The following is a 22,364-nucleotide window of genomic DNA, read 5'->3' as shown; positions in this document are numbered from 1 at the left end:
GGGACGTGGTCGAGGCGTGCGGGGATCGAGGGGCGGGCTCAGCGGTCGGGTCGCGGTGCGAGCACGGTGGTAAAGACGACCGCCTTGAATCGCTCCAGGGGTTCCGGGTCGCGTTCGACCTTCATCCGCAGGATGGCGCCGTGCCACGACGCCAGCAGGAAGTCGGCGAGGTCGAGGACCGGCACGGTGGGTCGGACGTCGCCGGCCGCGACGGCGTCCTCGAGGCAGCGGGCGAAGGGTTCGCGCCAGCGCGCGAAGTATTCCGCGATGCGGTTGCGCAGGAGTTCGCTGTGTTCGGTGGAATCCAGGCTGGTGTTGCCGATCAGGCACCCGTCGCGCCAGCCGCGGTTTTCCAGGCGGGCGGTGACCGCGTCGAAGTAGGCCCGCAGGCGTTCCAGGGGCGGCCGGGTCTCGTCCTCCAGCGTCGTCGCGACGATGGTCAGCACGTCGCCGAAGTAGCCGTCGAGCACCTCCAGGCCGAATGCCTCCTTGGAGGCGAAGTGATTGGAGAACGAACCCAACGGAACCCCGGCGCCGGTGGTGATGTCGCGCACGCTCGCCCCTGTCAGGCCCAGTCGTCGCACCGTCTCGGTACCGCCGGCCAGAAGTTGCGTCTTCTTGGATGGTCTTGCCATGATATCAATATGGACGACCGTATTGGAATTGTCAACGGCACCCGCCCGCGGTCCCGCGCGATCGGCTCGCGCGTCGCGCGATTCTCGTGCGACTCGAGCATGATGCCGCCGACATGCTCCGGCGGGCGGTCGGTGATACGCCGGTCCGGTCCGAAACCGTCGTCCCCCGCGGTGCGGGACCCGCGCGAGCGGAGTCGGGATCCTTGGCGCCCCGGGGAGCCGGACGGGCGGGCGTGTTCCCGGGTACCGGGGTGACGCGTCCGGGCCCGGGTGGTGTCTTCGCGCGTTCGCCCCACGCGCGAGCGGGTGACACGCCCCGGTCCGGACCACATGTGTCGATCGTCGCCCGGCGTTGCCGATGGGCCCGACACCGAGCCGATGATCTCCGCGTCCGATCCCCGTGGACGGTCGTCCGCGAGCAGCCCGAGGCTGGGCCCGCCAGGTCTTCCCGCCCCGGGGCGCCGAGGAGGGATGGGGCACCGAGACGAGTCCGCGCCCCACGGGATCCGGGCGTCCGTGCGCCCGCCGCGCGGCCGAAGGGCCCCGACAGTACGTAAGCCCGGCGGACCCGGTGGCCTGTTCGTCGCACCAGGACGACACGGAACGGGCCCGGGCTCCGGAGGCACGCGAGCGCCGCCACGCCGCGTTCGCGAACTCCATCGCGGGCACAGGGCGACGCACCCCGAGGAGGACCGGCGTCCGCGTCGCGTCCCGCGCCTGTTCGGGCCGCAGGAGCGGGACGTCGATACGCGCGCCGGTCTCGGCGTCCGTCCGCCGGCGTGTGGAGGCGGCGCGTCACCCGACCGGATCGAGCGGGTCCTTTCGATGCGGCGACGCGGCCGCGGCGAAGTCGTGGATGTGGTCGGCGTACTGCTTCGCGAGGTCTTCGGCGGTGTGCAGGGTGCCGAACGGGCGGGCGGTGGACACGGTGCCGGCGGGCATGACGCGCGCGGCCCGGACGGCGAGGGTGGACGGATGGCGGGCGTCGCCGCCCGGGATGATCAGCACGGGGGTTCGGATGGCGCCGAGTTCGTCGACGTGGCGGAAGGCACGATCGCGTCCGATGGCGGCGGCCGCGGCGATGCTGCGGGCGTCGGCGCGGGGCATGCCGTCCCGTACCAGGGCACGGATGAGTGGGGGGAACACGGGGAGCAGGGGTGCCCATGCCGCCTCGACGCCGGATGTTCGCGCACGGTGCGCGAACGCGTCGAGCATCGCCCTCTCTTCGGCCTTGGCGGTGTCGTCCTCGATGTCCTCGAGCGAGATCGCCACCACGGCGATCACGCGCTCGGGGCGTGCCAGGGCCGCACGCAGGCTCACGGTCGCGCCGAGGCCGGTGCCGACCAGAACCGCCGCTTGGACGTCCCGGTCGTCGAGCAGGCGGAACACGTCGTCGGTGTACCGGTCCCAGGTGTGCGCGTCCGGGTCCCGGCAGATGGAACGGCCGTAGCCGCGGATGTCCGGCAGCAGCACCCGGTGGCGGTCGGCGAGTCGCTCGGCCAGCGGCAGGAGGCTGTGGTGATCGGGTCCGCCGCCGTGCAGGCCCACGAGGGCGGGGCCGGCGCCGAGGGCCACGGAGTACAGACGGCCGCCGTCGTGTCCGTGGTAGGTGAACTCCTCCATGGGTGACGCCCTTCCTATTAGTGACACCGTGTCATTATTATCGCCGAGTGGCGTTTCCGGGAAGTGGAGACCCTGCCGGGAAGAGGAGTCCGTATCGTGTCCGAATCCGGTCGTGAACGGCCCGCGAACGGTGTGCGGCGCAGCGCGGGCCGTCCTGCGAGGGTCGACCGTGAGGCGATCGTGCGCGCCGCGGTGGCCGTCGGGTTCGACCGACTCGCCATGACGACGGTGGCGGACCGACTCGGGGTCCGACACTCCACGCTCTACCGCTACTTCCCGACCCGCGACGCCCTGGCGGCGGCCGCGATGGACCACGTCGTCGAGCACGCCGCGTGGCCGAAACGGCGCGACGGCGACTGGCGGAGCCACCTCGAGGCGTACGCACACTGCCACTTCGCACTCTTGACCGACCACCGCGGACTGGCAGGGGAGATCGCGTCGCTCAGTGTGGACTCGCCCGCGTATCGGGCCAGGGTCCACCGCACCGTCGAGGCGCTCACCGCACGAGGGTTCGCCGCCGAGGACGCGATCCTCGCGGCCGATCTGGTCGCCGAACAGGCGCTGTTCTTCTTCCTGGCCGGACAAGGCTCCGGGACGGATGCCGCGCCCGGCCCCGAGCAGGCGGCCGAACGCCGGCGCGCGCTGCTCGCCGTCGCTCCCCCCGGCGCCGACCCGGTCGTCCACGCCGCGATGACCCGCATCGTCACCGGACCCCCGGAGAACTGGTTCGCCCGTAAACTGACAACGCTGCTGGACGGCATCGCCCGCCTTGCTCCGGACTGACCACGTTCCCCCGCCTTGCGGTCGACCACGGCCACCGGCCGGCACGTGCCCGGCCGTGACCACCTCGCTCGACGCGCTCGACGATCCTGGCCCCGGCGTCCCGCGTCCGGAGTCGCTCGTTACATCCCGTGTGCCTTGCGTGGCCGCGGCGGGCGCGGTGGACCGGGCACGGAAAAGGGTGTTCGGGCGGTGATCGCCGCCGCGGGGTCTTCGCCGGGTGCCGGACCTTCTCGTCATCGAGTCCGGTGGTCGCGCGCGGGACGTCGGACAGTGACGTCCAGGAGCACTCCGACAGACGGCGCGTCGAACTCGGGTTCCGCGCACCTCCTACGGACGCCGTGCGCGCACGACGGCGGCGACACCGAAACCGTGATCCGATACATTCCGGCACGCGGACCGCGGGCGACGGGAGCGATGTGGAACGTGCGGCGACGGCCCTCCGACGACTCGCGGTGCGCCGCGTGCCGAATCCGCGCGTCGGGGGCGTGTCGCCTCGCCGGGCCGACGCGGCGATCACCGGCGCGGTCCTGCTCGGCGCGGTCCTGCCGATCGTCGTCACACCGCCGATCGTGTGGTGGACCCTGTTCGCCGCCGTCGCGACCGCGCTGCCGCTGCTGTGGCGCCGCCGCGCGCCGATCGGCACCTGCGTCGTCGTGGGCGCGGCCACCACCGTCCTCGCGCTCGACCGGCAGCTCCCGCCACTCCCGTACGGGGCGCTGGTGTGCGCCTACACCATCGCGGCCTCCGCACCGTCCCCCCGCCGCACCGCGACCCTCGTGGCCGGCACCGCGGCCGTCGCGCTGTCCCTCGTCGCGGCCCACGAGGAAACGCCCTACTACGCGTACACAGGTATGGAATTCGCCACCGCCCTCGCGCTGGGAAACGGCACTCGCGCACGCCGCGCCCGGATCGAGGCGCTGGACGAACGGGCCCGACGCCTCGACGAGGAACGCTTCGCCGCCGCCGCGCGCGAGCGCACCCGGATCGCGCGGGACATGCACGACGTGCTCACCCACTCCGTGGGCCTGATGCTCGTCCAGGCCGACGCCGGACCCGGCGTGGTCCGCAGCGACCCCGAACGCGCGGAGGCCATCTTCGCCGCCATCTCCCGAACCGGACGCGAGGCCGTCGGGCAACTCCGGCAGATCCTCGGCGTGCTGCGCGTCGACGAGCAGATCACGACCCGGGGCGCCCAGCCCGGGATCGACGCCGTCGCCGACCTGGTCGAGCGCGTCCGCAGAGCGGGACTCGACGCCACGTTCGAACAACACGGCGACCCCGTCCCGGTGCCGAGCGACGTCGGCCTCGCCGCCTACCGAATCGTCCAGGAGTCGATCACCAACACCCTCAAGCACGCGCGCGCGCATCGCCTGCGAGTCGACCTGCGCTGGTCGCAGTCGGCCGTGCGGGTCACCGTGAGCGACGACGGACGCGGCGCCGACGGCGGCGATACCGGATCCCCCGGCTACGGCATCATCGGCATGCGCGAGCGCGTCGCGGCCTGCGGCGGTCGACTGCGCGTGGGAAGGAACCCGGACGGAAACGGGTTCACGGTGGACGCGACGCTCCCCACCGGAGCGGAGCGCCCGCAACGGGGAGAACGAGCATGAACGAGACCAGGGCAACGGCCCGGGCGGGATCGACGGGCGGCGCCGTCGTGCGGGTGGTGGTCGCCGACGACCAGGAACTGTTTCGCGGCGGCTTCTCGCTGATCCTCGGCGCCGAACCGGACATCGAGGTCGTGGGGGAGGCCGCCGACGGCGCGGAGGCGGTGCGCGTGACCGAGGCCCTGCGCCCCGACGTGGTGCTGATGGACATCCGGATGCCCGCCCTCGACGGGGTCGAGGCGACATCGAGGATCCGCGCCACGACCTCGGCGAAGGTCCTCGTGCTGACCATGTTCGACGACGACGAGTACGTGCACGACGCGCTCAAGGCCGGCGCGAGCGGCTTCCTGCTCAAGGACATGGACCGCCACGACCTGATCCGCGCCGTGCGGGTGGTCGCCGCGGGGCAATCGCTGCTCGCGCCGACCGTGACCCGCAGGCTGATCGACACGCTGGCCGGCTCCGGCCGCCCCGTGCCCCGCCTCGCCGCCCGCCTCGGCGAACTCACGGCACGCGAGATCGACACCCTGCGCCTGCTCGCCGCGGGCCTGACCAACGCGGAGATCGCCGAGGTCCTGGTCGTGAGCGAACACACCGTCAAGACCCACGTGAGCAGCGTGCTGACCAAGCTCGGGTTGCGCGACCGCGCGCAGGCCGTCGTCTTCGGCTACGAATCGGGACTCGTGGTACCCGGCGACGGCTGAGACCCGGGCGGCCCCGCCTCCCTCCGGCCGGCGAGTCCGGGTTCACCCGCGGCGGCGATCCGCCGGACCCCCGCGGGCGACAGCATCGGAGAGTCGTCCGCTCCCGCCGCGACAGTCGGCGGAGGCGGAGGACCCCGCCGCTCGTGAGGAGTCCCGAACCCATGTCTGCCCTCGACAGCACCACAACCCCGCCCACCGTCGGCCCCGACACGCCGTCCCCGCTGCTCTCGCGAGGGCGCCGGATCCTGCTCGCCGCGACGACTGCGCTGCTCTCGGCGGCGCTGTTCCGCTTCGGTACCGGCTTGGAACCGCTGCCGTGGCTCACCTGGCTCGCGCCGCTGCCCGTCCTCCTGCTCGCCCCGCGTATCGGCGCCCGATGGTGCGCCACCGTCGCGTTCGCCGCGTGGCTGGGCGGCGAGACCGGCGTGTGGACGTACTACCGCGACGAGGACAAGCTGATGATGCCGCTGCCCGCGGCACTGGGGATCCTCGTGGGCACCGCCGCCATCTTCGCACTCGTGGTGCTGCTCGTCCGCCGCCTGCTGCTGCGCCGCCGCTTCGCGCTCGCCGCATCGGCCCTGCCCGCGGCCTGGGCGGCACTGGAGTGGGTCGTCTCGGCCGCCACACCCAACGGCGCCTTCTGGAGCCTTGCGTACACCCAGGCCGATGTGCTCCCCGTGTTGCAGACCGCGTCGGCCACCGGCCCCTGGGGCATCACCTTTCTGGTCCTGGGCGTGCCGGCGGTCGTCGCCACGTGCCTGGCGCCCGCGATCACGGTGCGATCCCGCTGGATCGTGGGTGCCGTCGCCGGTGTCGTGCTGGCCGGCGCGCTGGGGTACGGCGTCGTCCGGTTGAACACGACCGGTGGGTCGAGCGATCGCGTGAAGGTGGGCCTGGTGTCCACGTCCCGAGACGCCGAGGCGATATCCGTCGCCACCACCCGGGGGCGTGCGCTGTTGACCGACTACCTGGCGCAGATCGGCCGCCTGGCCGACCGGGGCGCGCGTGTGGTCCTGCTCTCCGAGAACGCCTTCGAGGCGGACGAGCGCACGCTGCCCGAACTCTCCGGCCCGCTTGCCGCGCTGGCCGTGGAGCGGCGCGTCGACATCGTCGTGGGCGTGCGGCTGACGACCGGTGGCGCACTGTACAACACCGCGCTCGACTTCCCTGCCGGTGGGGGTGCGCCGGTGAGCTACCGCAAACACCACATGGTCCCCGGACAGGAGGACGAGTTCACCGCCGGCGAGGGCGTCGCCTTCATGGCCGGGACGGACACGCGTGTGGGTCTGACCATCTGCAAGGACATGGACTTCCCCGGCCTCATGCGCGAGTACGGCGACCACGGGACCCGACTGCTGCTCGCCCCGGCATGGGACTTCGGCACCGACGGATGGCTTCACAGCCGCATGGCCCTCACCCGGGGCGTGGAGAACGGCTTCGCCGTCGCCCGCACGGCGCGTCGGGGCGCGCTCGTGGTCAGCGACCTCGCCGGCCGCGTGATCGCCGACAGCACCACCGGCGGCCGGGCCCCTTTCACCACCGCGCTGGCAGACGTCGAACTGTCCGGCTCCAGGACCCTCTACACCCGACTCGGCGACTGGTTCGCGTGGGTGGCGATAGCGGTGTTCGCCGCCACTGTGATCGGCGCGTTCACCGGCAACGGTCGGTCGACGCGCCGCCACTGACCCGAACGCCGGGCCCGCGCTGCCCCCTGGCCGGACCCGGTGTTCGAATCTCCGCACTCCCGCTCGGCCGAAGCCGTCCCGCCGTCCGTGTTCGCTCAGCCGCGCGGAGCCTGGGCGGTCGACGCGGGATCCACCCTGATCTCCGCGTCGGTGAAGCGGTCGGTGCCCCACGCCTTCGCGGCAAGGGCCGGGTTCGGTCGTGGTGACAGGGCGAGGCCGGGTTCGCCGACCGCGCGTGGTTCAGCAAGGTGCGGCCGCGCGGCCCGGCGGGGGTCGGCTCGACCGCCGTGACGACACTCGACCCGTGCCGCACCTCGGCGGGTGTCCCGGCGGCCTCCTTCGGATCGCGGTCGGTGAGCGTCAGGTCGAACCAGCCCATGTCCTCGTCGCAGCCGTGGATCGGGATCGAACCGAAGCTTTGCGTCGCGCCGAACGGGGCGTCCGGCGGAACGCCACCGGTTCCGGCGCGGCGCACGTCGGGTGGGGGGAGTTGATCCCGCGCGGCGTCGGGAGCGGTGCGGCCGGATCGAACAGCGTGATCCACAGGTCAAAGGGGGTGTCCTGCGTGCTGTGGGCGGAACGGGCGAGGAAGGCGCGCCACAACACGGCTCGGGCGCTCGTGGGTTCGGCCCGCAGGTGCCGCAGGCGAGCACGTCGACCGGCCGGCCCTTCGAGTCCGGCAGGGTCGGCCGCGCCCGACACGGCGCCACCACGTCGTCCCGGCTCAGTTCGCCGGTGAGCACCCGATTTCCGAACCCGATGGCCCGAAAGCTCTCCGGGGTGACGTCGGGCGGTCCCAGGCCGTCGGTGCCGGCGACCGATCATGTCGACGCCCAGACGTGTGCGCGGCGAGCGTGTCGTCCCGACGTCGTCGACGACCGCCGGGCGGTCGGTGAGCGAGGCAACCGGATTGGTCCGCCCTGCGTGAACAAGACGTCGGTGATGTGCGAGACGACCTGGAGATTCGCGGAGGAGGCCGCCCCGGTGGAATCGTTCGCGGGGGCGTTCCGCCACGGCATGGCCTGATGGCGCACCGCAGCGGTGCGCAGCCCACTGATCGAAGCTGTGGACGACCGGAACGAGGCCGCGACCGTCGTCGGCGACGGCCAAGCACTCGACCGGTTCCACCGGTTGTCCGGCCCCGACCCATGGTGGCGGCGACACCCCCGCGTCGTCACCGAAGCTCGGCGTTCGTTTCGCCGATCCGGCGCTATCGGCACCGGCCCCGACGCAGTAGGACCCTCAGCCTCGCGGGCCTTTCAGCCGTCGGCGTCGGTGCGGGCGCCGCTCAGGATCGCGTCGAGCAGGCCCGGGTAGCGGGCGTCGAGGTCGGCGCGGCGCAGCGAGAGCAGGTTCTCCCGACCGGAGGGCTCCTGAGTGATCACGCCGCTGTCCCGCAACACACGCCAGTGGTGCGTCATGGTCGACTTCGCGGTCACGCCCAGCACAGCGAGCACGCTGCCGCAGTTGTGTTCCCCGCCCGCGTCGAGCACCCGAACCGCGCCGAGCCGCAGCGGGTTGCCGAGCGCCGACAGGACGCTCTCGATCCGGATCTGATCGCGGTTGGGGTGACGGTAACTCATACTCCCACTGTACCGCGACATTCGGACAATCTATTCGAACAGGCGGGATGACCTGCGCTGTTGTGGTCACGGGTGAGCCCGTGGCGGCGGTTCCCGGGGGGACGGGCTTGCCCTATGGTCCGACTGTACGCAATCATTCGTACGCTTGGTTGCGGTTGGGTGACTCGCCCGCCGAGTGCCGGAACCATCCCGTGACCCGACCCACGCGATTCACGAAGGGGCGTATTGGCATGTCCACTTTCTCCACGCCGACACCGCCGAGGGCGGCCGCCGGCCGGCGACGCCTCGGCTGGACGCTGGCGTTGTTGGCCCTCGCACAGTTGATCTACGCCCTCGACCTCAACATCGTGTTCGTCGCGTTGCCCGAGATCGGCGATGATCTCGGCTTCCCCGGCCAGACCCAGCAGTTGGTGGTCAGCGCGTACGTCGTCTTCGCCGGTGGCTTCCTGCTGGTCGGCGGGCGCGCCGCGGACCTGCTCGGCCGACGCCGAACCTTCGTGGCGGCCCTGCTCGTCTACGCGCTGTCCTCGCTGGCGGGCGGCCTCGCGCCCGACTCCGGCACGATCATCGTGGCGCGCGCGATTCAGGGCATCGGCGGCGCGCTGCTGCTGCCGGCCACCCTGTCCCTGATCAACACCCTGTTCGAGGAGGGCCCGAAGCGCAATCGAGCCCTGGCGGTCTGGGGCGGCGCGGGCGCGAGCGGGCTGACCATCGGCGCCCTTCTCGGCGGCGTGCTGACCGAGCACTTCGGCTGGCCCGCGGTGTTCTTCGTCAACGTCCCCCTCGCCGCACTGGCCGCGCTCGCGGCGCTGTTCGTCATTCCCCGCGATCCGGCCCGGGGCGTCCGCCGTCGGTTCGACCTGCCCGGCGCGCTCGGCGTCACCGGCGGCTCCACCCTCCTGGTCGCCGCCCTGGTCGAGGGGCCCGAACTGGGCTGGGGCGACCCGTTGGTGATCGGCGCGTTCGTCCTGGCCGTGCTGCTGCTCGCGGTGTTCGCCGCCGTCGAGGCGCGCACGCGGGACCCGCTGATGCCGTTCCGGTTGTTCCGCAATCGCAGCCTCACCGTCGGGATGGGCATCACGTTCATCTACATGGCCACTTTCGGTGTACTGCCGTACTTCCTCACCGTGTTGTTGCAAAGCGTGCACGGCTACAGCGCGCTGGAGACCGGGCTCGCCTTCCTGATCCCCTCGGTCGCCATCGCCGCCGGCACCCAACTCGGCGAGCGCCTGGCCACCCGGTTCGGCAATCGCCGCACGCTGATCATCGGCTTCGTGATCGGCGTGATCGGTACCGCCGCACTGGCCGTCGGCTTCGACGAGGGCGCCGGCTACGGCCTGCTCGTACCCGGACTCGTGGTCTCCGGCATCGGGCAGGGCATCGTCTGGACCGCCATGTGGATCGCGGCGGCCACCGGGACCGCACCCGCCGAGCAGGGCGTCGCCAACGGGATCGCCTCCACCACCCTCAACCTCGGCAACGCGATCGGCCTCGCAGCGTTCACCGCGATCGCCGACATCGGCACCGACGGAAAGAACGGCGCCGCACTGCGAATCGCCACCGCCGACGGCGAGTTCGTGGTCGTCCTGCTCACCGCCGCGGGCATGGCCATCGGCCTCCTGGCCACCCTGGCGCTACGCCGCCACTCCATCACCACGACCCCCATCGCAGCCCGTCCGGCGCTTGAGGACGAAACCGGAAAGTTCCCGAGTGTCCGCTGACCGATATTCGACACGGCGCCTGCTCTCCGCCCCGCCAGGACGGGGGTGGGGTGTCCGCCTCGGCGAGGACGCGCTTGACGCGCGCCGGTTCGCGATCGATGGACGCCGGAATCGGGCGGCTTCGCCACCGCGCACGGCGTCCGCCGCAGCCTGCACTTCGCCCTCACACAGTGGTGGCCCATGCTCCACGACCTCGACGAAAACGCCCGCGCCGCCTACGCCCGCGTCGCCGTCGAATTCCGCGCGGCCGCCCGAACGAACGAACTGCGCGCCCAGGACCGGCATCTGCTCGTGGTCCGAATCTCCCGCATGCTCCGCGTGGGCCCCGACGGTCCCGAACCGCCCCGCCCCTCGGACGTCTGGCACGCAACGGACGAGTACCCGCCCGCCGGGATGGTCGCATCGCGGTACGAGGACCGAAAGCGTCGGTGACGTCGAACCGGTTTCGCACAATGGCCCGCATGTTTCCCGATGACACCTGTCTGTCGAAACTCGGACGACTGACGTACTCCCTGGCCCTGATGGAGAGCACGGCCCTCGCACACCTGGCACAACTTCCGGGCCTGCCCCCGGCGTTGACCCCCTGAGCTTGCTCCGCTTTGACGGACCCGGCGAGTCTGGCGAAGGTCACCGACCCCGCCACCCGCGCGTACCTGGACACGGCCGGCGAGGAACTCGCCGCCGCCGCGCGAGCCGGACACGCCATCACCCACGCCCGCGCCGCCCATCACGACGAACCACCCCGCCTGCACCGCGACCCCGACCACCCCCCGCGCAGACACCGACATCACCACCACCTGGCTCGACCACACCCAGGCCGGACTCGACGACGCATTGCGCCGCCTCGGCGCCGCGCGACGAACCGCGGCCTGAACGCGGGCGCTCCGCCGCGACGGCCAAGGGCTCGTGGAGAACCCTCTCGGAGCACGCGGCGCGCATCCGGGGGCCGTGGACGGTCGCGGACGAGGTGTTCGGTGGATGTTTTCTCCGGCGGACGGTCGGTTCTGATGGCGATCTTTGAAAGTGGCTGTGGCGGAAATTTCGTGACGGCAACGAAGGCGGCTGCCCAGTGGTGCGCTGCAGCCGGTGCTTGCTGATCGGCCGGGGGAGGAACACGTCGTCAGGGTCCGCGCTTGAACAGGCTTGGCGGCGGGTGCGATCAAGCCCAGTCGATCAGTGGTCAGCGCGCTGCCGGGCTGGGAAACCCAAGCCATGACGAATGCGTTCTGTGCGAGCGCCCGAGGTTACGGGGGTGCCGGTGCTGGGTTTCGAAGCGGAGGTGCGCCTGCTCGATCTCGGGGCGGTCGGCCCGAAGGAGGATCCCGCCTGGGGCGTCTGGAGGCGCTGCTGGGCGTCGCCTTCCCTGCCGACCGAGGTGGCCGCCGGATTCCCAGGTGTGCCGTCGATCGAGAAGCTTCCGTAGCCGAGGACCGGCGCTGTTGGTGACCGGCGAACCTCACGGCGCCTGGGCGAGGACGAGGGTCCGCAGCAGTTCGAACGAGCCCGACGCCTCCGGGACCCGCCGCGGCCGGTGCACGCCTTCGCTGCCGGGGCGGTCGGGTCGTCGAACACGTCCCGCGACCGTGGGGCCTCGTTGCCGCGGGATCCGCGGGCGAAGCCCGGCCCGACCGCCCGCAGCCATGTCCGTCGCGGTTGCTACCGGGCATGGGTGACGGTGGTGGCGGTGTCGTCGCGGCGGGCGAGGATGCGGTCGAGGGCGGCGCGTTCGGCGGTGTCCACGTCCAGGCCCCACCTGGTTTTCACGACGACCCGGTCGGTGAGGTAGCGGCGGGTGGCGGATGCGGCGGGTGGCATCCATTCGGCGGGGTCGCGGTCGGCCTTGCTCTGGTTGACGCTGTCGTGGACGGCCGCCAGGGACCGCTCGTCGTCGAGGTCGTTGGCGTACCGCTCGCGGGTCTTCGCGTCCCAGCCGGCCGCGTCGACTGGCGGGGGGAGTCATTCCGAGCACCCGATTTCGGAGGGCTTCAGCGTCGGCGAGCCGTAGGGTTGGCGCGCCAAGACAGCCTGGTAGCAGGGGAGAAGCGTGCGGTCCGAGGAACATGCCGGGTGGGAGCCGGACTTCCCGGTCCGGTATCTCCTGGTGCGGGAGGACATCCACGGTGAGGAGGGGGACGTGCTGTGGGGGCGGTGTGCAGAGGTCGAGGGCCTGTTCATGGATCCGCCTCCGCTGCCGCGAGAGGTCCTGACGCTGCGCGGCTGCCCGCGCGAGAGCCTGCTGGTCCAGGCCGTGGCGGTCCGCACCGAACCGGTGCGGCTGCTGGGGGACGGAATGCTCTCGATCGAGCCTGTGGATCCCTCCAACGACGGGCCGGCCCGCTTCTGGGACCTGGAGGACACGGCTGTCCTGGCCCAGTGGCCCACCCCGGGCGATCCCCGACGCGTGGACATCGTCGTGGGCACCGGCGTCAGGCGGGACGACTACTGGGGCAGCCAACGGCTGCCTTCGAGTCCGCGGTTCGACCTGTGGTTCCCCTCGATCCAGGGGGACAGCCCATCGGACAGTTGCCGTTCCATTGACGGCCTGATCACCCCGCGCCCGCAGCGACCCACCCAGCCCGTGCACCTGATCGGCTGCGAACCCGCCGCACCGCTTCTCGCCCTGCTGCGCCGTCCCCTTCCGCAGAAGGGCGACCCGATCACGCTCCGGCCTCTCGACCGCCATGGCCGGACGATGACCGGGTACCGCCTCGACCTGCACATCGTCGAGGTACGCCCATCCGTCCTCGGAGGAACCCTGATCGACGTCACCATCACCGACCCCGGTGACGACCGCCCCACCCTGGCCGCCCGCCCAGTGTGGGAGACCTGGTCCGACGGCGTTCCCACCCTGCCCAACCAGTGGGCACAGTTCGACGCCAAGGGCCGGTCCGAGTGGCTGCGCCTCACCCGCATTGGCCCGTACTGGCCAGAGGGCCTCTCCGGCGGGACATACCAGCTGGACGGACAGCACGTCACGGACCGGACCGGCCTGCTCCTGGCACTCGGCGAAGCCCTGCTCGGCCCCGGCGCCAACTACGGGACATGCCTGGACTCGGTGGCCGACTACCTGGGCGGCGGGCCCTCCGTCGTCTCCCCGTTCACCCTCGTCTGGCACCACGCCGACATCGCCCGCCACGCCCTCGCCGGACACATCCTGCACCACCTCGGTGGCGTGTCGTACTTCGAGGAGACCGTGAACCTCCTGCGCGAGCGCGGCGTCACCGTCGTGCTCCAGTGAGGGAGGCGTTGGACGAGGGCGGCAGCCCGAGCGGGGCGGTTTGGGACGCCGTGGGCGGCGAGGCGGCGGCCGAGTCCTCCTCCGCTGAGGTGACATCCGGGCTCGGTGACAATCCGCCCGATGGACGCATCACAGTCTCGGGCGCTGCGGGCGGCGCTGCCGACGACACCCCGCAAGACGCGGTCCGGAGTCACGAGCCCACCCGTCGGCCGGCGGCTCGATCATCCCGCAACGCCCGCCTGTTCGTCGGCGTCCAACTGCTCCCCCTGGTGTCGCGGGCCTGCAGCTCGGCGATCTCGTCCATCGTCCTCGCGGAGGTCGTCGAGGTTCGACACCGAAGCGTCGAACGTGGTTCCCGTCCCCCCGCGAGGAGGTGCCTCGTGCCGTTCCAGGGAGGCCGGCGCCGCACGCTCGCGCGCGGTCGACCAGGCCTGCCAGGCGGCTTGAACCGTGGTCGAACACCCGGATCGAATCCTCGATTTCGACGTCACCCGCGCCGCGGATTCCCTGCTGCATGCGTTGGATCAGCTCCTCCTGCTGCGCGGCGCTCGCCCGAATCGCCGCAGTGGGGCCGCGCCGTCGTGCAGGTAGTCGAGGGATCGCCACCAGGTTGTCGCCCGACGGGATGCGTCCGGGCCGAACCATGGACTTGCGCGGTGACGTCGGCCGCCGTGAGTGGTGGGGGGTTTCAATCCGGAGCGTGCTCTCGTCATTCATCCGCGGGAACCGCCATGTCGGTGTTCGAACGGATGTCGCCCCCCGTGGGTGATGGCCCGGACGCCCCGGATTCGAACCGTCTGCCGCCGTCGTACGCCCACCCACGGCCGCGGGCCACGAGCCCTGGCCGTCGAGCCGCGCGAGCCGTCGCCCGACGCTCTCGTCCTCATCGGCCGAGAGATCCTCACGCTCGGCGTCTTCGGCGAACTGCCATATTACGATTGCCCGTTGCGCGTTCAGCCCCGTCGCCACTCGTGCTTCGCCATCGGCCCCAACGAGGCGTCTCCGGCCATTGGTGCCCATTCGCGCGCCACGAACACCGGCCGGGTCAGCAGGATGTCGCCAGTTCGTTGGACCCTCATCACGATGCCGAACTGCTCCAGAGCGAGGCCGTCCGGCGAGTAGCGGAAGTCCACGATGCCGTGCGACGTCGCGCGGGTCCTGAGTTGCTCCTCCACCGCGGAGGGCACGCCTCCGACCAGATCGATGCCGTCCCAGGTGACCTCCGGGCCGCGACGCGCGCTGACCGCGACGCCGCACAGCCTCCCGGTGCCTCCGTGATAGGCGGTCACCTGGGTCTCCGGCCACAGGTCCCCCTGCCGGTTGGCCGCGCCGACGCTCCACGGGTACCGCTCCCCGCCGATCGATCGGTTCACCTGCGTTGTCTCGCCTTGGGTTCCAACCTTCTTCGGGCTTGATCCGTCGTGCGCGGGACGTCACTGCTGGTGGACGCTGTCGGCTGTCGTGCCCAGAGGGTTCTGCGGCGGTTCCGGAACGCCCGTGGTACGCCGATGACTTCCACCGGTGTCGCGGGACTCGACGGCGGTCAGGGGATCGGTTCGGTGCTCTGGGGGCGTAGTCGCCGGCCGGCGGGGGTGAAGGTGAAGGATTCTCGAAAGGGGGCGTCGTCGCAGCGCACCGCGAGCAGGAGGGGTTCCGTGAGGTCGGGTGGCCACGATGACGCAGCCCCCGGAGCGCTGCCGTTCCACAGATGGAAGACCACCGGTGGCTCCCCGGGGTCTGCGCTCACGTAGCCGAGTGCCTTGCCATACAGCGGGTTGGTTCCGCCGAACAGTACCGACGGGATGCCGAACTCGGTGACGACGTCCGCCCACACGCGATCTCGGGACGCCCAGCGGCGCACGGTGCCGCGCAGCACGTCGTACTCGTCCGTCGTGAGGACGCGGTCGGGGACGAGCCAGCCACGACGGTGCGCGAACTCCGCGTAGATCGCGGCCACGGAGTACGAACGGCAGTTCCCCGGAAGGAGGTCGCCGAAGGCCCCCGCGATTCCCCGCGAGGTCCAGGCCCCGCGTTCCTCCCAATGGCGCTGCTGCCCGGTCCACGCGTCGGGCCGGCCCTCCGCGAACAACAAGTGGTCCACCAGAAGCCGCAACGCCACTTCGTCCCCGTACATACCAGGACGGCGAAGGGCCAGGTTCACCTGGCCCTTCAAATAGGCGCGTATCTCATCGCCGCTCGCGAGCGCGCTGGTGGCCTGCACCCCACGATTCTCACCTATGTCATCAGCCCGCGCGCCCCTCGAGAGCGCACGGTTAAAGCTCAAGCCCATCGGCTGAACAGCCGAGGCCGGCTCGCCACCGGCGGGGCGAGTCGGCCTCCGACGAGCCGGGTCAGCGGCGAGCACCGCCCCGTAGGGCGCGCACCAGGTCGGCGAGCGCGCGGATGATCGCCGGCCGCTCCACCGCCCGGGTGCCGCGCAGGCACAGGGCCATGGAGGCGACCAGGGCCACCACCAGGATGAACAACAGGAACAGCACGAGCCACGGGGACGCGGAAGCAATCTCCCCGAGAACGGACGACATCACGTGTTTTCTCGACGGTGTACGGAGTCACCTGTGCGAGGAGGCCGGCACGGAAGCAGGACCCCAACGACGACAGGTGACCTGTCAAGGCGCAGGGCCCGAGGCTGCGCCACACCATCGCGGTGTGTTCGTTGTGATCTGCGAGAGATCAGGTAACGCTTGCCGAGTAGGGGAGCGTTGCGCTCTCCGACTGTGCAAGGGGCCGTCCGCCCCATTGCGGGGAGGACCCAGATGAAGCCGTTGCGGCTTCCCGAACTCGACCCGGCCGTTGCGGACGGGCGTCCTGGGCTGACTGCTCCAGGTAGCACCCTCGGATGCCTGACCGCCGGGATGGGCAGGCGGTCGCACTGGTGGCGGCGGTCGTGACGGTCCTGGTCGAAGGCCGGGTACATCCACACCTCGGCGGCCAGGGGCACAGTGGCGACGGGGGCGGGCGACTGCCATGCCTCGCCCGTCTGCGGGTGGCCCGAGCGGCCGAAGGTCTCGGTGAGCAGACCGTCGGGCACGGTCACGGGATCGCTCTCGGATGCCGCCACCGCGTGGGCCAGGGCCACTGCGACCGCCGCCTCCCATCGGGGGTTCCACCACCCCTGCGGCTCGATCGGTTCGGTGGCCGAGCGCTCGTTCGCCAACGTGGCCCAGTCGAGCGGCGGGGGTTCGCGGTCGTCGCCGGCAAGGAGGCGTACGGCCTGCGGGGCGAACCGCACCCGGCGGCGACGTCACCGACGCCCGCCAAGCCCCCGGCCGCCACATCCTCTACGACGCGAACGCCAAGGTATCGCGCCTGCCGGGGGCACAACCGCGCTGGGCCCGCGTCGAACGCACGCTGGTGGAGGTCGCCGTCCTCGCCGTTCCACCCGACGGCACCCCCGCGGACGTCCTGTTCTCCCAGGGCACCCTGCGCGCGGCCACCGGGATCCCGGACGTATAGCCACCGCTGCGCACCCGGACACCACCGGCGCACCCCGCGGGCCGAACAACGCACGCCACACCCCGAAATGATGTTGCGCGGCCTCGCTACGTTGACCGGGTGCCGATGCCACCGATGCCCGTCAAGAAGTCGACGATCACCGCCGCCGACACACCCGCCGACTGCAAGGCCAGGGCCTGCGCCACGCCGACGAACAGTGGGCGCTGGTGTCCGTCGGGGCCGATCGCCGGAGCGGTCGCCGGTCGCGAACTCGAGGAGATCGCGACATCGGGTCGCGAGGACCAACTGGCCCCGGTACACACTCTCGTGCACGAGCACACGAGGGTCACCTGGCTCAACGCACGCGACCACCTCGTGGCGTTGCGCCACGTACTCAACGGGAGTCGCTCGAGTTCCTGCGCCCACTGATCGCCCTGCGGCGCATCCTCCCAAGCCCCGGCTACGAGCGCGGACGCCCCTGCCATCTCCGGTTGAGGATGCCCCCCGATGTCGACGCTGTTGGCCGGCTCGCTGATGGTCGATGCCGGTCGGTGGTGTCGCCGGACGACGGTCGCCCGGTCGATGTCTGTGTCGAATCGCCGGAGCGCGGTCCCGGTACCTGTTCGTCGCCCGTGTCGCCTCTTCCCGAGACTTGGTCATGCCTGTGGTCCGACGATGGGTGCGTGACGGGTTGGCGGAAGGCGTGTCTGGTGGTTGTGGCGGTCGTCGTGTGGCGGCTGCGGTGGGGTTGGTCGTGTTGCCGTTGGTCGCCGATCTCGACATGGCGGCCGCCGTGGGCAGTGTGATGGGGGCGGTCGCGGGTGTCGTGTCGACGTGGGCGTCGGTGACGGCGTGGCTGCGCTCCGGGTCACCGACGGTGTTCGCGGACAGTGGGTCGAACGCGGCGGGCGGGGACATGCGCAATCCCTCGGCGCGTGACACCGGCTCGGGGTCGGGTTCGCCCAGGGTTCCGGGGCGGGGTGTGTCCACGTTGGGCGGGTCGAACGCCGCGGGCGGGGACATGACCGATCCGAGCGCGCACCGCAGCTCGTGACACGGTGGCGCCGCCGCAGGCGGGCCGCCGACGCCGACGCCCCCACCGCGGCGCCGGGCGTCTCGGCGACGGCGGGGTCCAAAGCGGCGGAGCGCGACATGGTCAACCCGGTGGCGATCCGCGCCGAGTTCGCGCTGCCCCCGGAAGCGTACGCGCCGATCCCCGACGACGCCGCCCGTGCGGGGGTGTCGAACATTCGCCGCATCGTGCCGTTCGTGGGCCGCGCCGGCGAACTGGGCGCCCTGAAGGCGGCGTTCGCCGGAGCCGGTGAGGTCGTCGTGCACGCGGTGCACGGGCTGGGCGGGGTCGGCAAGTCCGCGCTCGCCGCCCACTGGGCCGCGACCCGGGACGAGCAGGTGCGGTGGTGGATCACCGCCGAGGATCCGACGAAGGTCGACGCGGGATTGAGCGCGCTCGCGCGGGCCCTGCACCCCGGGCTGGTCGGACTGCCCGCCGAGTTGCAGACCCAGCGTGCCCTCGCGTGGCTCGCCGGACACGACGACTGGCTGCTCGTGCTGGACAACGTCGAGGACCCCGCCCACATCGACCTGCTGCTCGACGGGGTCGGAGGACGGGGCCGGGTCCTGGTCACCACCCGTCGCGCGACCGGCTGGCACCGCCACGCCACCACCATCCGACTGGGCGTTCTGGAATCGGCCGATGCCCTCGACCTGTTCACCCGGATCCTCACCCACCAAGGGCCGCGCGAGGTCGAGGGGGCCGCCGCGGTGTGCGCGGAACCCGGGCACCTGGCGCTGGCGGTGGAACAGGCCGCCGCGTACTGCGCGCAGACCGGCACCGCACCGCGCGCCTACCTCGACATGCTCGACCGATGGCCCGCCGCGATGTTCGCCGCCGCCGCCACGAACGGTGACTCCCGACGCACCGTCGCCCGGATCTGGAACCTGACCCTGGACCGCCTCGCCGACACCCCCTTCGCCGGGGAACTGCTGCGGATCCTGGCCTGGTACGCCCCCCGACCACATCCCCCGCACTCTCCTCGCCCCCTTGGAGCACCCCCGACCTGGCCGCCGCGATCGGCCGACTCGTCGCCTACAGCATGATCACCGACAACCGAGACGGCACCCTGACCGTCCACCGCCTCGTCCAGACCCACGCCCGCACCCCCGACCCCACGCCGTCGACCCGACGACATCGCCCACGCCCGCGACAGCGCCGCCGCACTCCTCGCCATCGCCTTCCCCACCGATGCCAAACACCCCGCGAACCTGCCCACCTGCCGAACCCTCCTCCCGCACGTCGATGCCCTCACCCGCCGGCACGCCCCCGACCACGACACGGCCCACACCGCCCGCGCCCTCGACCGCGCGGCCAGCTACCGACAGTGGCAAGGAGGACTCGCCCCCGCCGTCCTCGGCTTCCAACGCGCCGTGACCGCCCGCGAGCGGGCGTCGGGGCCTGACCACCCCGACACGCTGGACTCCCGCAACAACCTCGCCGGCACGTACGAGTCGGCAGGAGATCTCGGGCGGGCAATCCCCTTGTACGAACGCACCCTCGCCGACGCCGAGCGGGTCCTCAGCCCCGGTCATCCGTTGATTGCCGCGGTGCGAGTCGGCCTGGAACGGGCGCGGTCCACGTAGCACGCCGATGACGGCCACCCGCCGGGTGGTTACAGCGGTCCAAGCTCGAACAGGCCACCCAGGGCGACGTCCCGAGCAATGGGAGGCCGTGGTGACGGTGCGTCTTACGGCTCCACGTCCGCCGGGTCCAGATCGGCTCGAACAGCTGGTAACGGGCACGTATTCGTACTTTGCGGTATTCGGCGACGGGCCGGTGTCAACCTGTCCGGAGTCCGGCGGTCCCACGGGTGCCCGGCGCGAGTTCGACGGCTCCCCCCGAACCGGAAGGCCGTTCGTTCGACGGGTGGGACGGGCCGCGGCGCCGGTGCAGCCGTCGAGGCGGCCGTCCTCTCGAAGCTGCCACGCAGTGGTAAGTGGCTCTCTGTGGCGGATAGGTCAAGTTCTCGGGTCCGCCCGTGCTGCGGGCGCCAGAGTGACCTCGGCAGGAGTCCACCGGCGGCCGAAGTTCGGAACGCTAGCCCGGAGTTGCCGACCTCGATCAGGGCAGGGAAGACAAGCCTTGAGGCGGCGCTGGAGAGGGCCGAGAGCCCCACCGGGAGGACCGGCGGGGCTCGGGAGAGCGGTCCGGGCCGTCTACTCGGGCAGGTCGGGCGTCATGGTGAAGCTGAGGACCATGACCTGTTCGTACCTCGGGGGGAACTTCTGGGTCAGCTTGAGGAGGGTCTTGGCGTCGACGTCGATGTCGTTCTGCTCGATGGTGATCGGGCTGCCCTTGCCGTCCTTGTGGCTGTCGCCGACCTTGACGATCGTCTCCTTGTCGGGGCTGGAGACGGTCAGGGAGGACGTGATGTTGTCGAAGTCGTCGCCGACGTCACCCGCCTCGGTGAGAGTCCTGCTGCGGCCGGCGAACTTGGCGTCCTCGTACAGCGTCACCGTCCATCCCTTCGGGATGGTGACCGAGCTGATGAAGTCGTCGTCGTCCAGGGCGCTCGTGTCGTAGGCGCCGGGCTCCAGGATCTGCTTCTTGCCCTTGCAGCCGCGCTCGCCGTGAACGATCACGTGATCGGTGGCCATGTTTGCCTCGGTTTCCTTGGGTTGAACAAGACGAAGGCGACGTTAGGGACCACGGGCCCGGGCGGGTGGCGGACTCGCCCGAACATTCACTCCTTCGTGCGCCGGGCATGTGCCCCACCACCGGTCGAGATCGCCTGCCGGACGCCGGCAGGTCGGCACGGTCGGATCATCGGTCAGTCGCACCACCGGGGCACTGCACATGACAACGACGGCATACCCGGGCCACAGGGCAAGGGGCGGCACCCGGTTCTTCGGTTGAGCGACCACCTGCGGATCCACTCGCATTCGGAGATGGCGCAAGTCGCGTCGGATGCAATTCGGATCGAATAGCTGGTATCAGACATGTATTCGGAGCCTGTGGTATTCGCCGGTGTGCGTGGCAGAAGGACAACCCGTCCACCGGCACTCGACGGATGCCGAGCACCGTCCGAGCGGATGACCTCAAGGCCCGGCGGCGCCCATCCCGTCGAGAATCTCGAAGGCGGCGCCGCGCGGGTACGGGGGCGTTCCCACCCCTGCCCGGCGGACTGACCGGCACCTCATGCGCGTCTGCCGAAGTGGGCCGGCTTCGCCGGGGCAGTGTCGGTGATTTCGGCACTGGGCATGGGCCTTCGGCCGTGTCGGTGCCGGTCGCGGTGTCAGACCCGATGCTGCGCGGTGGTCAGCTGCTGCCGGGTGTTGATGTCGGCGATGGACAGGTGGAGGAGGTTGTGCAGGCCACGGTGGATCAGCGGGGTGGAGTGGGCGGGTTGTTGGGGGTCGCCGAGTCGGGAGAAGCCCTCGAAGGTGTGCCCGGCCTGACTGCTTTGCACGTTGAGGTGGAGCGCGTTGTCCGTGCCCAGGACGGTGACGTTGATGCGGTTGTCCCGGTCGAGGGCCGCGCCCACGCCGCCCTTGGCGGTGCCGCCGATGGACCGCTGCGGGTGGAACCCGGTGCGGGCGGCGTCCTGGGCGACGAAGCACACCTTGCCGCCGTCGCCGGACCGGTAGAAGAGGAAGACGCGGCCGGCGGCGTCGGCGACGGCGCTGATCTCGGAGCCGACGTTGCTCGCGTGCGCCTCCTTGATCGTCCAGTCCCCGTAGTCGGGGATCTTCTGGCGCAGCACGTGGAGGGTGCCTCCCACGCCTTCGCCGCCCAGCACGAGGCAGCCGGAGCCGTCCAGCGCCACGACCACGCTCAGGAACTTCGGCCACGTGCTGTCGCCGGAGCTCACGGTGTAGCCGCCCGAGGCGCCGGGCAGGGGATGCAGGTGCCCGACCTTGCCGTCCGCCGTGAGGTAGAAGACGCCGGCCGAACCGTTGCCCGTCAGGGTGGCTGCAGGAGGGCCTGCACAGTCGTCGGTCAGTTTCCTCGGTGCGTCGAACTCGGGGGTGTCCAAGTCCTGTTGGATCACCTCGTACAGGCAGCCGTCGCCGGTGCGGTGGAAGATGCGCACCCGACCGTCCGAGCCCTTCAGGGTGGCGGGCCGTCCCTTGGCCCCCGTGGTGCCCTCGATCTTCTTCCACGCGCTGAAGGTGTCGTCGAACCGGTGCTCCGTGAACCACAACGAGCCGTCGCCGGTGATGTGCACCCACCCGACGCGGCCGTCGGCGTTGCGGTACGGCACCGGCGGGCTGTGGAGCCGGCCCCCCACATTCCTGAAGGTCGACTTCCATGCGG

General features: G+C 71.4%; 21 protein-coding genes and 1 pseudogene. 13 read left to right on the top strand and 9 right to left on the bottom strand.

Annotation, left to right across the window (positions count from 1 at the left end; all coding sequences use genetic code 11):
- Positions 1-38: 38 nt before the first annotated feature.
- Together B4N89_RS47025 and B4N89_RS47020 are read right to left on the bottom strand one after the other, a co-directional pair.
- On the bottom strand, positions 39-635 hold the full coding sequence (locus B4N89_RS47025; protein ID WP_078982837.1) for a TetR family transcriptional regulator C-terminal domain-containing protein: 597 nt from the start codon (positions 633-635) through the stop codon (positions 39-41).
- Positions 636-1,430: 795 nt separating this feature from the next.
- A complete protein-coding gene (locus B4N89_RS47020) occupies positions 1,431-2,258 on the bottom strand; it encodes an alpha/beta fold hydrolase (RefSeq protein ID WP_078982836.1) in 828 nt (275 codons plus the stop codon).
- Between the two features lie 96 nt (positions 2,259-2,354).
- On the opposite strand from B4N89_RS47020, the gene B4N89_RS47015 reads away from it, so the two are divergent.
- The 4 genes from B4N89_RS47015 (at position 2,355) to B4N89_RS47000 (ending at position 7,037) form a co-directional block, all read left to right on the top strand.
- Positions 2,355-3,041, top strand: a complete 687-nt coding sequence (locus tag B4N89_RS47015) for a TetR/AcrR family transcriptional regulator (protein ID WP_143658499.1) — start codon at positions 2,355-2,357, stop codon at positions 3,039-3,041.
- 461 nt (positions 3,042-3,502) lie between these two features.
- Positions 3,503-4,651: a sensor histidine kinase gene (locus B4N89_RS47010; RefSeq protein WP_201261217.1), complete on the top strand. Its 1,149-nt coding sequence runs from the start codon at positions 3,503-3,505 to the stop codon at positions 4,649-4,651.
- Positions 4,648-5,352 carry a response regulator gene (locus B4N89_RS47005; protein WP_078982834.1) on the top strand — a complete coding sequence of 235 codons (705 nt, stop codon included), beginning with the start codon at positions 4,648-4,650 and terminating at the stop codon, positions 5,350-5,352. Before B4N89_RS47010 ends, B4N89_RS47005 begins: the two co-directional genes overlap by 4 nt.
- 161 nt (positions 5,353-5,513) lie before the next feature.
- Entirely contained in the window at positions 5,514-7,037 is a 1,524-nt protein-coding gene (locus B4N89_RS47000; protein ID WP_078982833.1) for a nitrilase-related carbon-nitrogen hydrolase, read from the top strand.
- Positions 7,038-8,296: 1,259 nt separating this feature from the next.
- Here the strand turns inward: B4N89_RS47000 and B4N89_RS46990 are convergent.
- Positions 8,297-8,620: an ArsR/SmtB family transcription factor gene (locus tag B4N89_RS46990; protein ID WP_078982831.1), complete on the bottom strand. Its 324-nt coding sequence runs from the start codon at positions 8,618-8,620 to the stop codon at positions 8,297-8,299.
- A gap of 230 nt (positions 8,621-8,850) precedes the next feature.
- Here B4N89_RS46990 and B4N89_RS46985 point away from each other — a divergent pair, with 230 nt between their 5' ends.
- From B4N89_RS46985 to B4N89_RS50545, 4 genes and pseudogenes are all read left to right on the top strand, one after another.
- Positions 8,851-10,341 carry an MFS transporter gene (locus B4N89_RS46985; protein WP_078982830.1) on the top strand — a complete coding sequence of 497 codons (1,491 nt, stop codon included), beginning with the start codon at positions 8,851-8,853 and terminating at the stop codon, positions 10,339-10,341.
- A gap of 105 nt (positions 10,342-10,446) precedes the next feature.
- Positions 10,447-10,773: pseudogene (locus B4N89_RS46980) on the top strand (DUF5954 family protein); the annotation flags it as partial.
- Positions 10,774-10,802: 29 nt separating this feature from the next.
- A complete protein-coding gene (locus B4N89_RS52925) occupies positions 10,803-10,928 on the top strand; it encodes a hypothetical protein (protein WP_268812624.1) in 126 nt (41 codons plus the stop codon).
- 665 nt (positions 10,929-11,593) lie between these two features.
- Positions 11,594-11,764, top strand: coding sequence for a hypothetical protein (locus B4N89_RS50545; protein WP_161501086.1), 171 nt, complete (start codon positions 11,594-11,596; stop codon positions 11,762-11,764).
- Positions 11,765-11,997: 233 nt separating this feature from the next.
- Here the strand turns inward: B4N89_RS50545 and B4N89_RS50540 are convergent, their stop codons facing one another.
- Positions 11,998-12,156 carry a hypothetical protein gene (locus tag B4N89_RS50540; protein WP_161501085.1) on the bottom strand — a complete coding sequence of 53 codons (159 nt, stop codon included), beginning with the start codon at positions 12,154-12,156 and terminating at the stop codon, positions 11,998-12,000.
- Positions 12,157-12,385: 229 nt separating this feature from the next.
- Here B4N89_RS50540 and B4N89_RS46970 point away from each other — a divergent pair, with 229 nt between their 5' ends.
- Positions 12,386-13,579 carry a barstar family protein gene (locus B4N89_RS46970; protein WP_078982827.1) on the top strand — a complete coding sequence of 398 codons (1,194 nt, stop codon included), beginning with the start codon at positions 12,386-12,388 and terminating at the stop codon, positions 13,577-13,579.
- Positions 13,580-14,532: 953 nt separating this feature from the next.
- On the opposite strand, the gene B4N89_RS46965 is transcribed toward B4N89_RS46970, so the two are convergent.
- From B4N89_RS46965 to B4N89_RS46955, 3 genes are all read right to left on the bottom strand, one after another.
- Complete coding sequence (locus B4N89_RS46965) at positions 14,533-14,952, bottom strand: hypothetical protein (RefSeq protein WP_078982826.1); 420 nt, start codon at positions 14,950-14,952, stop codon at positions 14,533-14,535.
- A gap of 170 nt (positions 14,953-15,122) precedes the next feature.
- Entirely contained in the window at positions 15,123-15,800 is a 678-nt protein-coding gene (locus tag B4N89_RS46960) for a hypothetical protein (RefSeq protein WP_235619403.1), read from the bottom strand.
- A 130-nt stretch (positions 15,801-15,930) separates the two neighbouring features.
- Complete coding sequence (locus B4N89_RS46955; RefSeq protein ID WP_078982824.1) at positions 15,931-16,122, bottom strand: hypothetical protein; 192 nt, start codon at positions 16,120-16,122, stop codon at positions 15,931-15,933.
- A 1,030-nt stretch (positions 16,123-17,152) separates the two neighbouring features.
- Between B4N89_RS46955 and B4N89_RS46950 the strand changes: the two genes are divergently transcribed.
- From B4N89_RS46950 to B4N89_RS46935, 4 genes are all read left to right on the top strand, one after another.
- Positions 17,153-17,461 carry a hypothetical protein gene (locus B4N89_RS46950; protein WP_143658497.1) on the top strand — a complete coding sequence of 103 codons (309 nt, stop codon included), beginning with the start codon at positions 17,153-17,155 and terminating at the stop codon, positions 17,459-17,461.
- Positions 17,462-17,786: 325 nt separating this feature from the next.
- Positions 17,787-18,086, top strand: a complete 300-nt coding sequence (locus B4N89_RS46945; protein ID WP_143658495.1) for a hypothetical protein — start codon at positions 17,787-17,789, stop codon at positions 18,084-18,086.
- A 98-nt stretch (positions 18,087-18,184) separates the two neighbouring features.
- A complete protein-coding gene (locus B4N89_RS46940) occupies positions 18,185-19,150 on the top strand; it encodes an ATP-binding protein (RefSeq protein ID WP_143658493.1) in 966 nt (321 codons plus the stop codon).
- Between the two features lie 90 nt (positions 19,151-19,240).
- Complete coding sequence (locus B4N89_RS46935; RefSeq protein WP_078982820.1) at positions 19,241-19,690, top strand: tetratricopeptide repeat protein; 450 nt, start codon at positions 19,241-19,243, stop codon at positions 19,688-19,690.
- A 573-nt stretch (positions 19,691-20,263) separates the two neighbouring features.
- Here B4N89_RS46935 and B4N89_RS46930 read toward each other — a convergent pair.
- Both B4N89_RS46930 and B4N89_RS46925 read right to left on the bottom strand, forming a co-directional pair.
- Entirely contained in the window at positions 20,264-20,704 is a 441-nt protein-coding gene (locus B4N89_RS46930; protein ID WP_078982819.1) for a hypothetical protein, read from the bottom strand.
- Positions 20,705-21,342: 638 nt separating this feature from the next.
- Positions 21,343-22,338, bottom strand: coding sequence for a hypothetical protein (locus B4N89_RS46925; RefSeq protein ID WP_078982818.1), 996 nt, complete (start codon positions 22,336-22,338; stop codon positions 21,343-21,345).
- Positions 22,339-22,364 lie beyond the last annotated feature (26 nt).

This window comes from Embleya scabrispora, assembly GCF_002024165.1.
In the GTDB taxonomy this organism is placed as follows: Bacteria; Actinomycetota; Actinomycetes; order Streptomycetales; family Streptomycetaceae; genus Embleya; species Embleya scabrispora_A.
Note: the sequence above shows the minus strand (reverse complement) of the source record. Positions and strands in the feature narration are given on the sequence as shown.

What these genes read in the sequence shown, in the direction of transcription:
- B4N89_RS47025 (WP_078982837.1), bottom strand. Translation starts at nt 635, where the DNA reads ATGGCAAGACCATCCAAGAAGACGCAACTTCTGGCCGGCGGTACCGAG.
- B4N89_RS47020 (WP_078982836.1), bottom strand. Translation starts at nt 2,258, where the DNA reads ATGGAGGAGTTCACCTACCACGGACACGACGGCGGCCGTCTGTACTCC.
- B4N89_RS47005 (WP_078982834.1), top strand. Translation starts at nt 4,648, where the DNA reads ATGAACGAGACCAGGGCAACGGCCCGGGCGGGATCGACGGGCGGCGCC.
- B4N89_RS47000 (WP_078982833.1), top strand. Translation starts at nt 5,514, where the DNA reads ATGTCTGCCCTCGACAGCACCACAACCCCGCCCACCGTCGGCCCCGAC.
- B4N89_RS46990 (WP_078982831.1), bottom strand. Translation starts at nt 8,620, where the DNA reads ATGAGTTACCGTCACCCCAACCGCGATCAGATCCGGATCGAGAGCGTC.
- B4N89_RS46985 (WP_078982830.1), top strand. Translation starts at nt 8,851, where the DNA reads ATGTCCACTTTCTCCACGCCGACACCGCCGAGGGCGGCCGCCGGCCGG.
- B4N89_RS52925 (WP_268812624.1), top strand. Translation starts at nt 10,803, where the DNA reads ATGTTTCCCGATGACACCTGTCTGTCGAAACTCGGACGACTGACGTAC.
- B4N89_RS50540 (WP_161501085.1), bottom strand. Translation starts at nt 12,156, where the DNA reads ATGCCACCCGCCGCATCCGCCACCCGCCGCTACCTCACCGACCGGGTC.
- B4N89_RS46955 (WP_078982824.1), bottom strand. Translation starts at nt 16,122, where the DNA reads ATGTCGTCCGTTCTCGGGGAGATTGCTTCCGCGTCCCCGTGGCTCGTG.
- B4N89_RS46940 (WP_143658493.1), top strand. Translation starts at nt 18,185, where the DNA reads ATGGTCAACCCGGTGGCGATCCGCGCCGAGTTCGCGCTGCCCCCGGAA.
- B4N89_RS46930 (WP_078982819.1), bottom strand. Translation starts at nt 20,704, where the DNA reads ATGGCCACCGATCACGTGATCGTTCACGGCGAGCGCGGCTGCAAGGGC.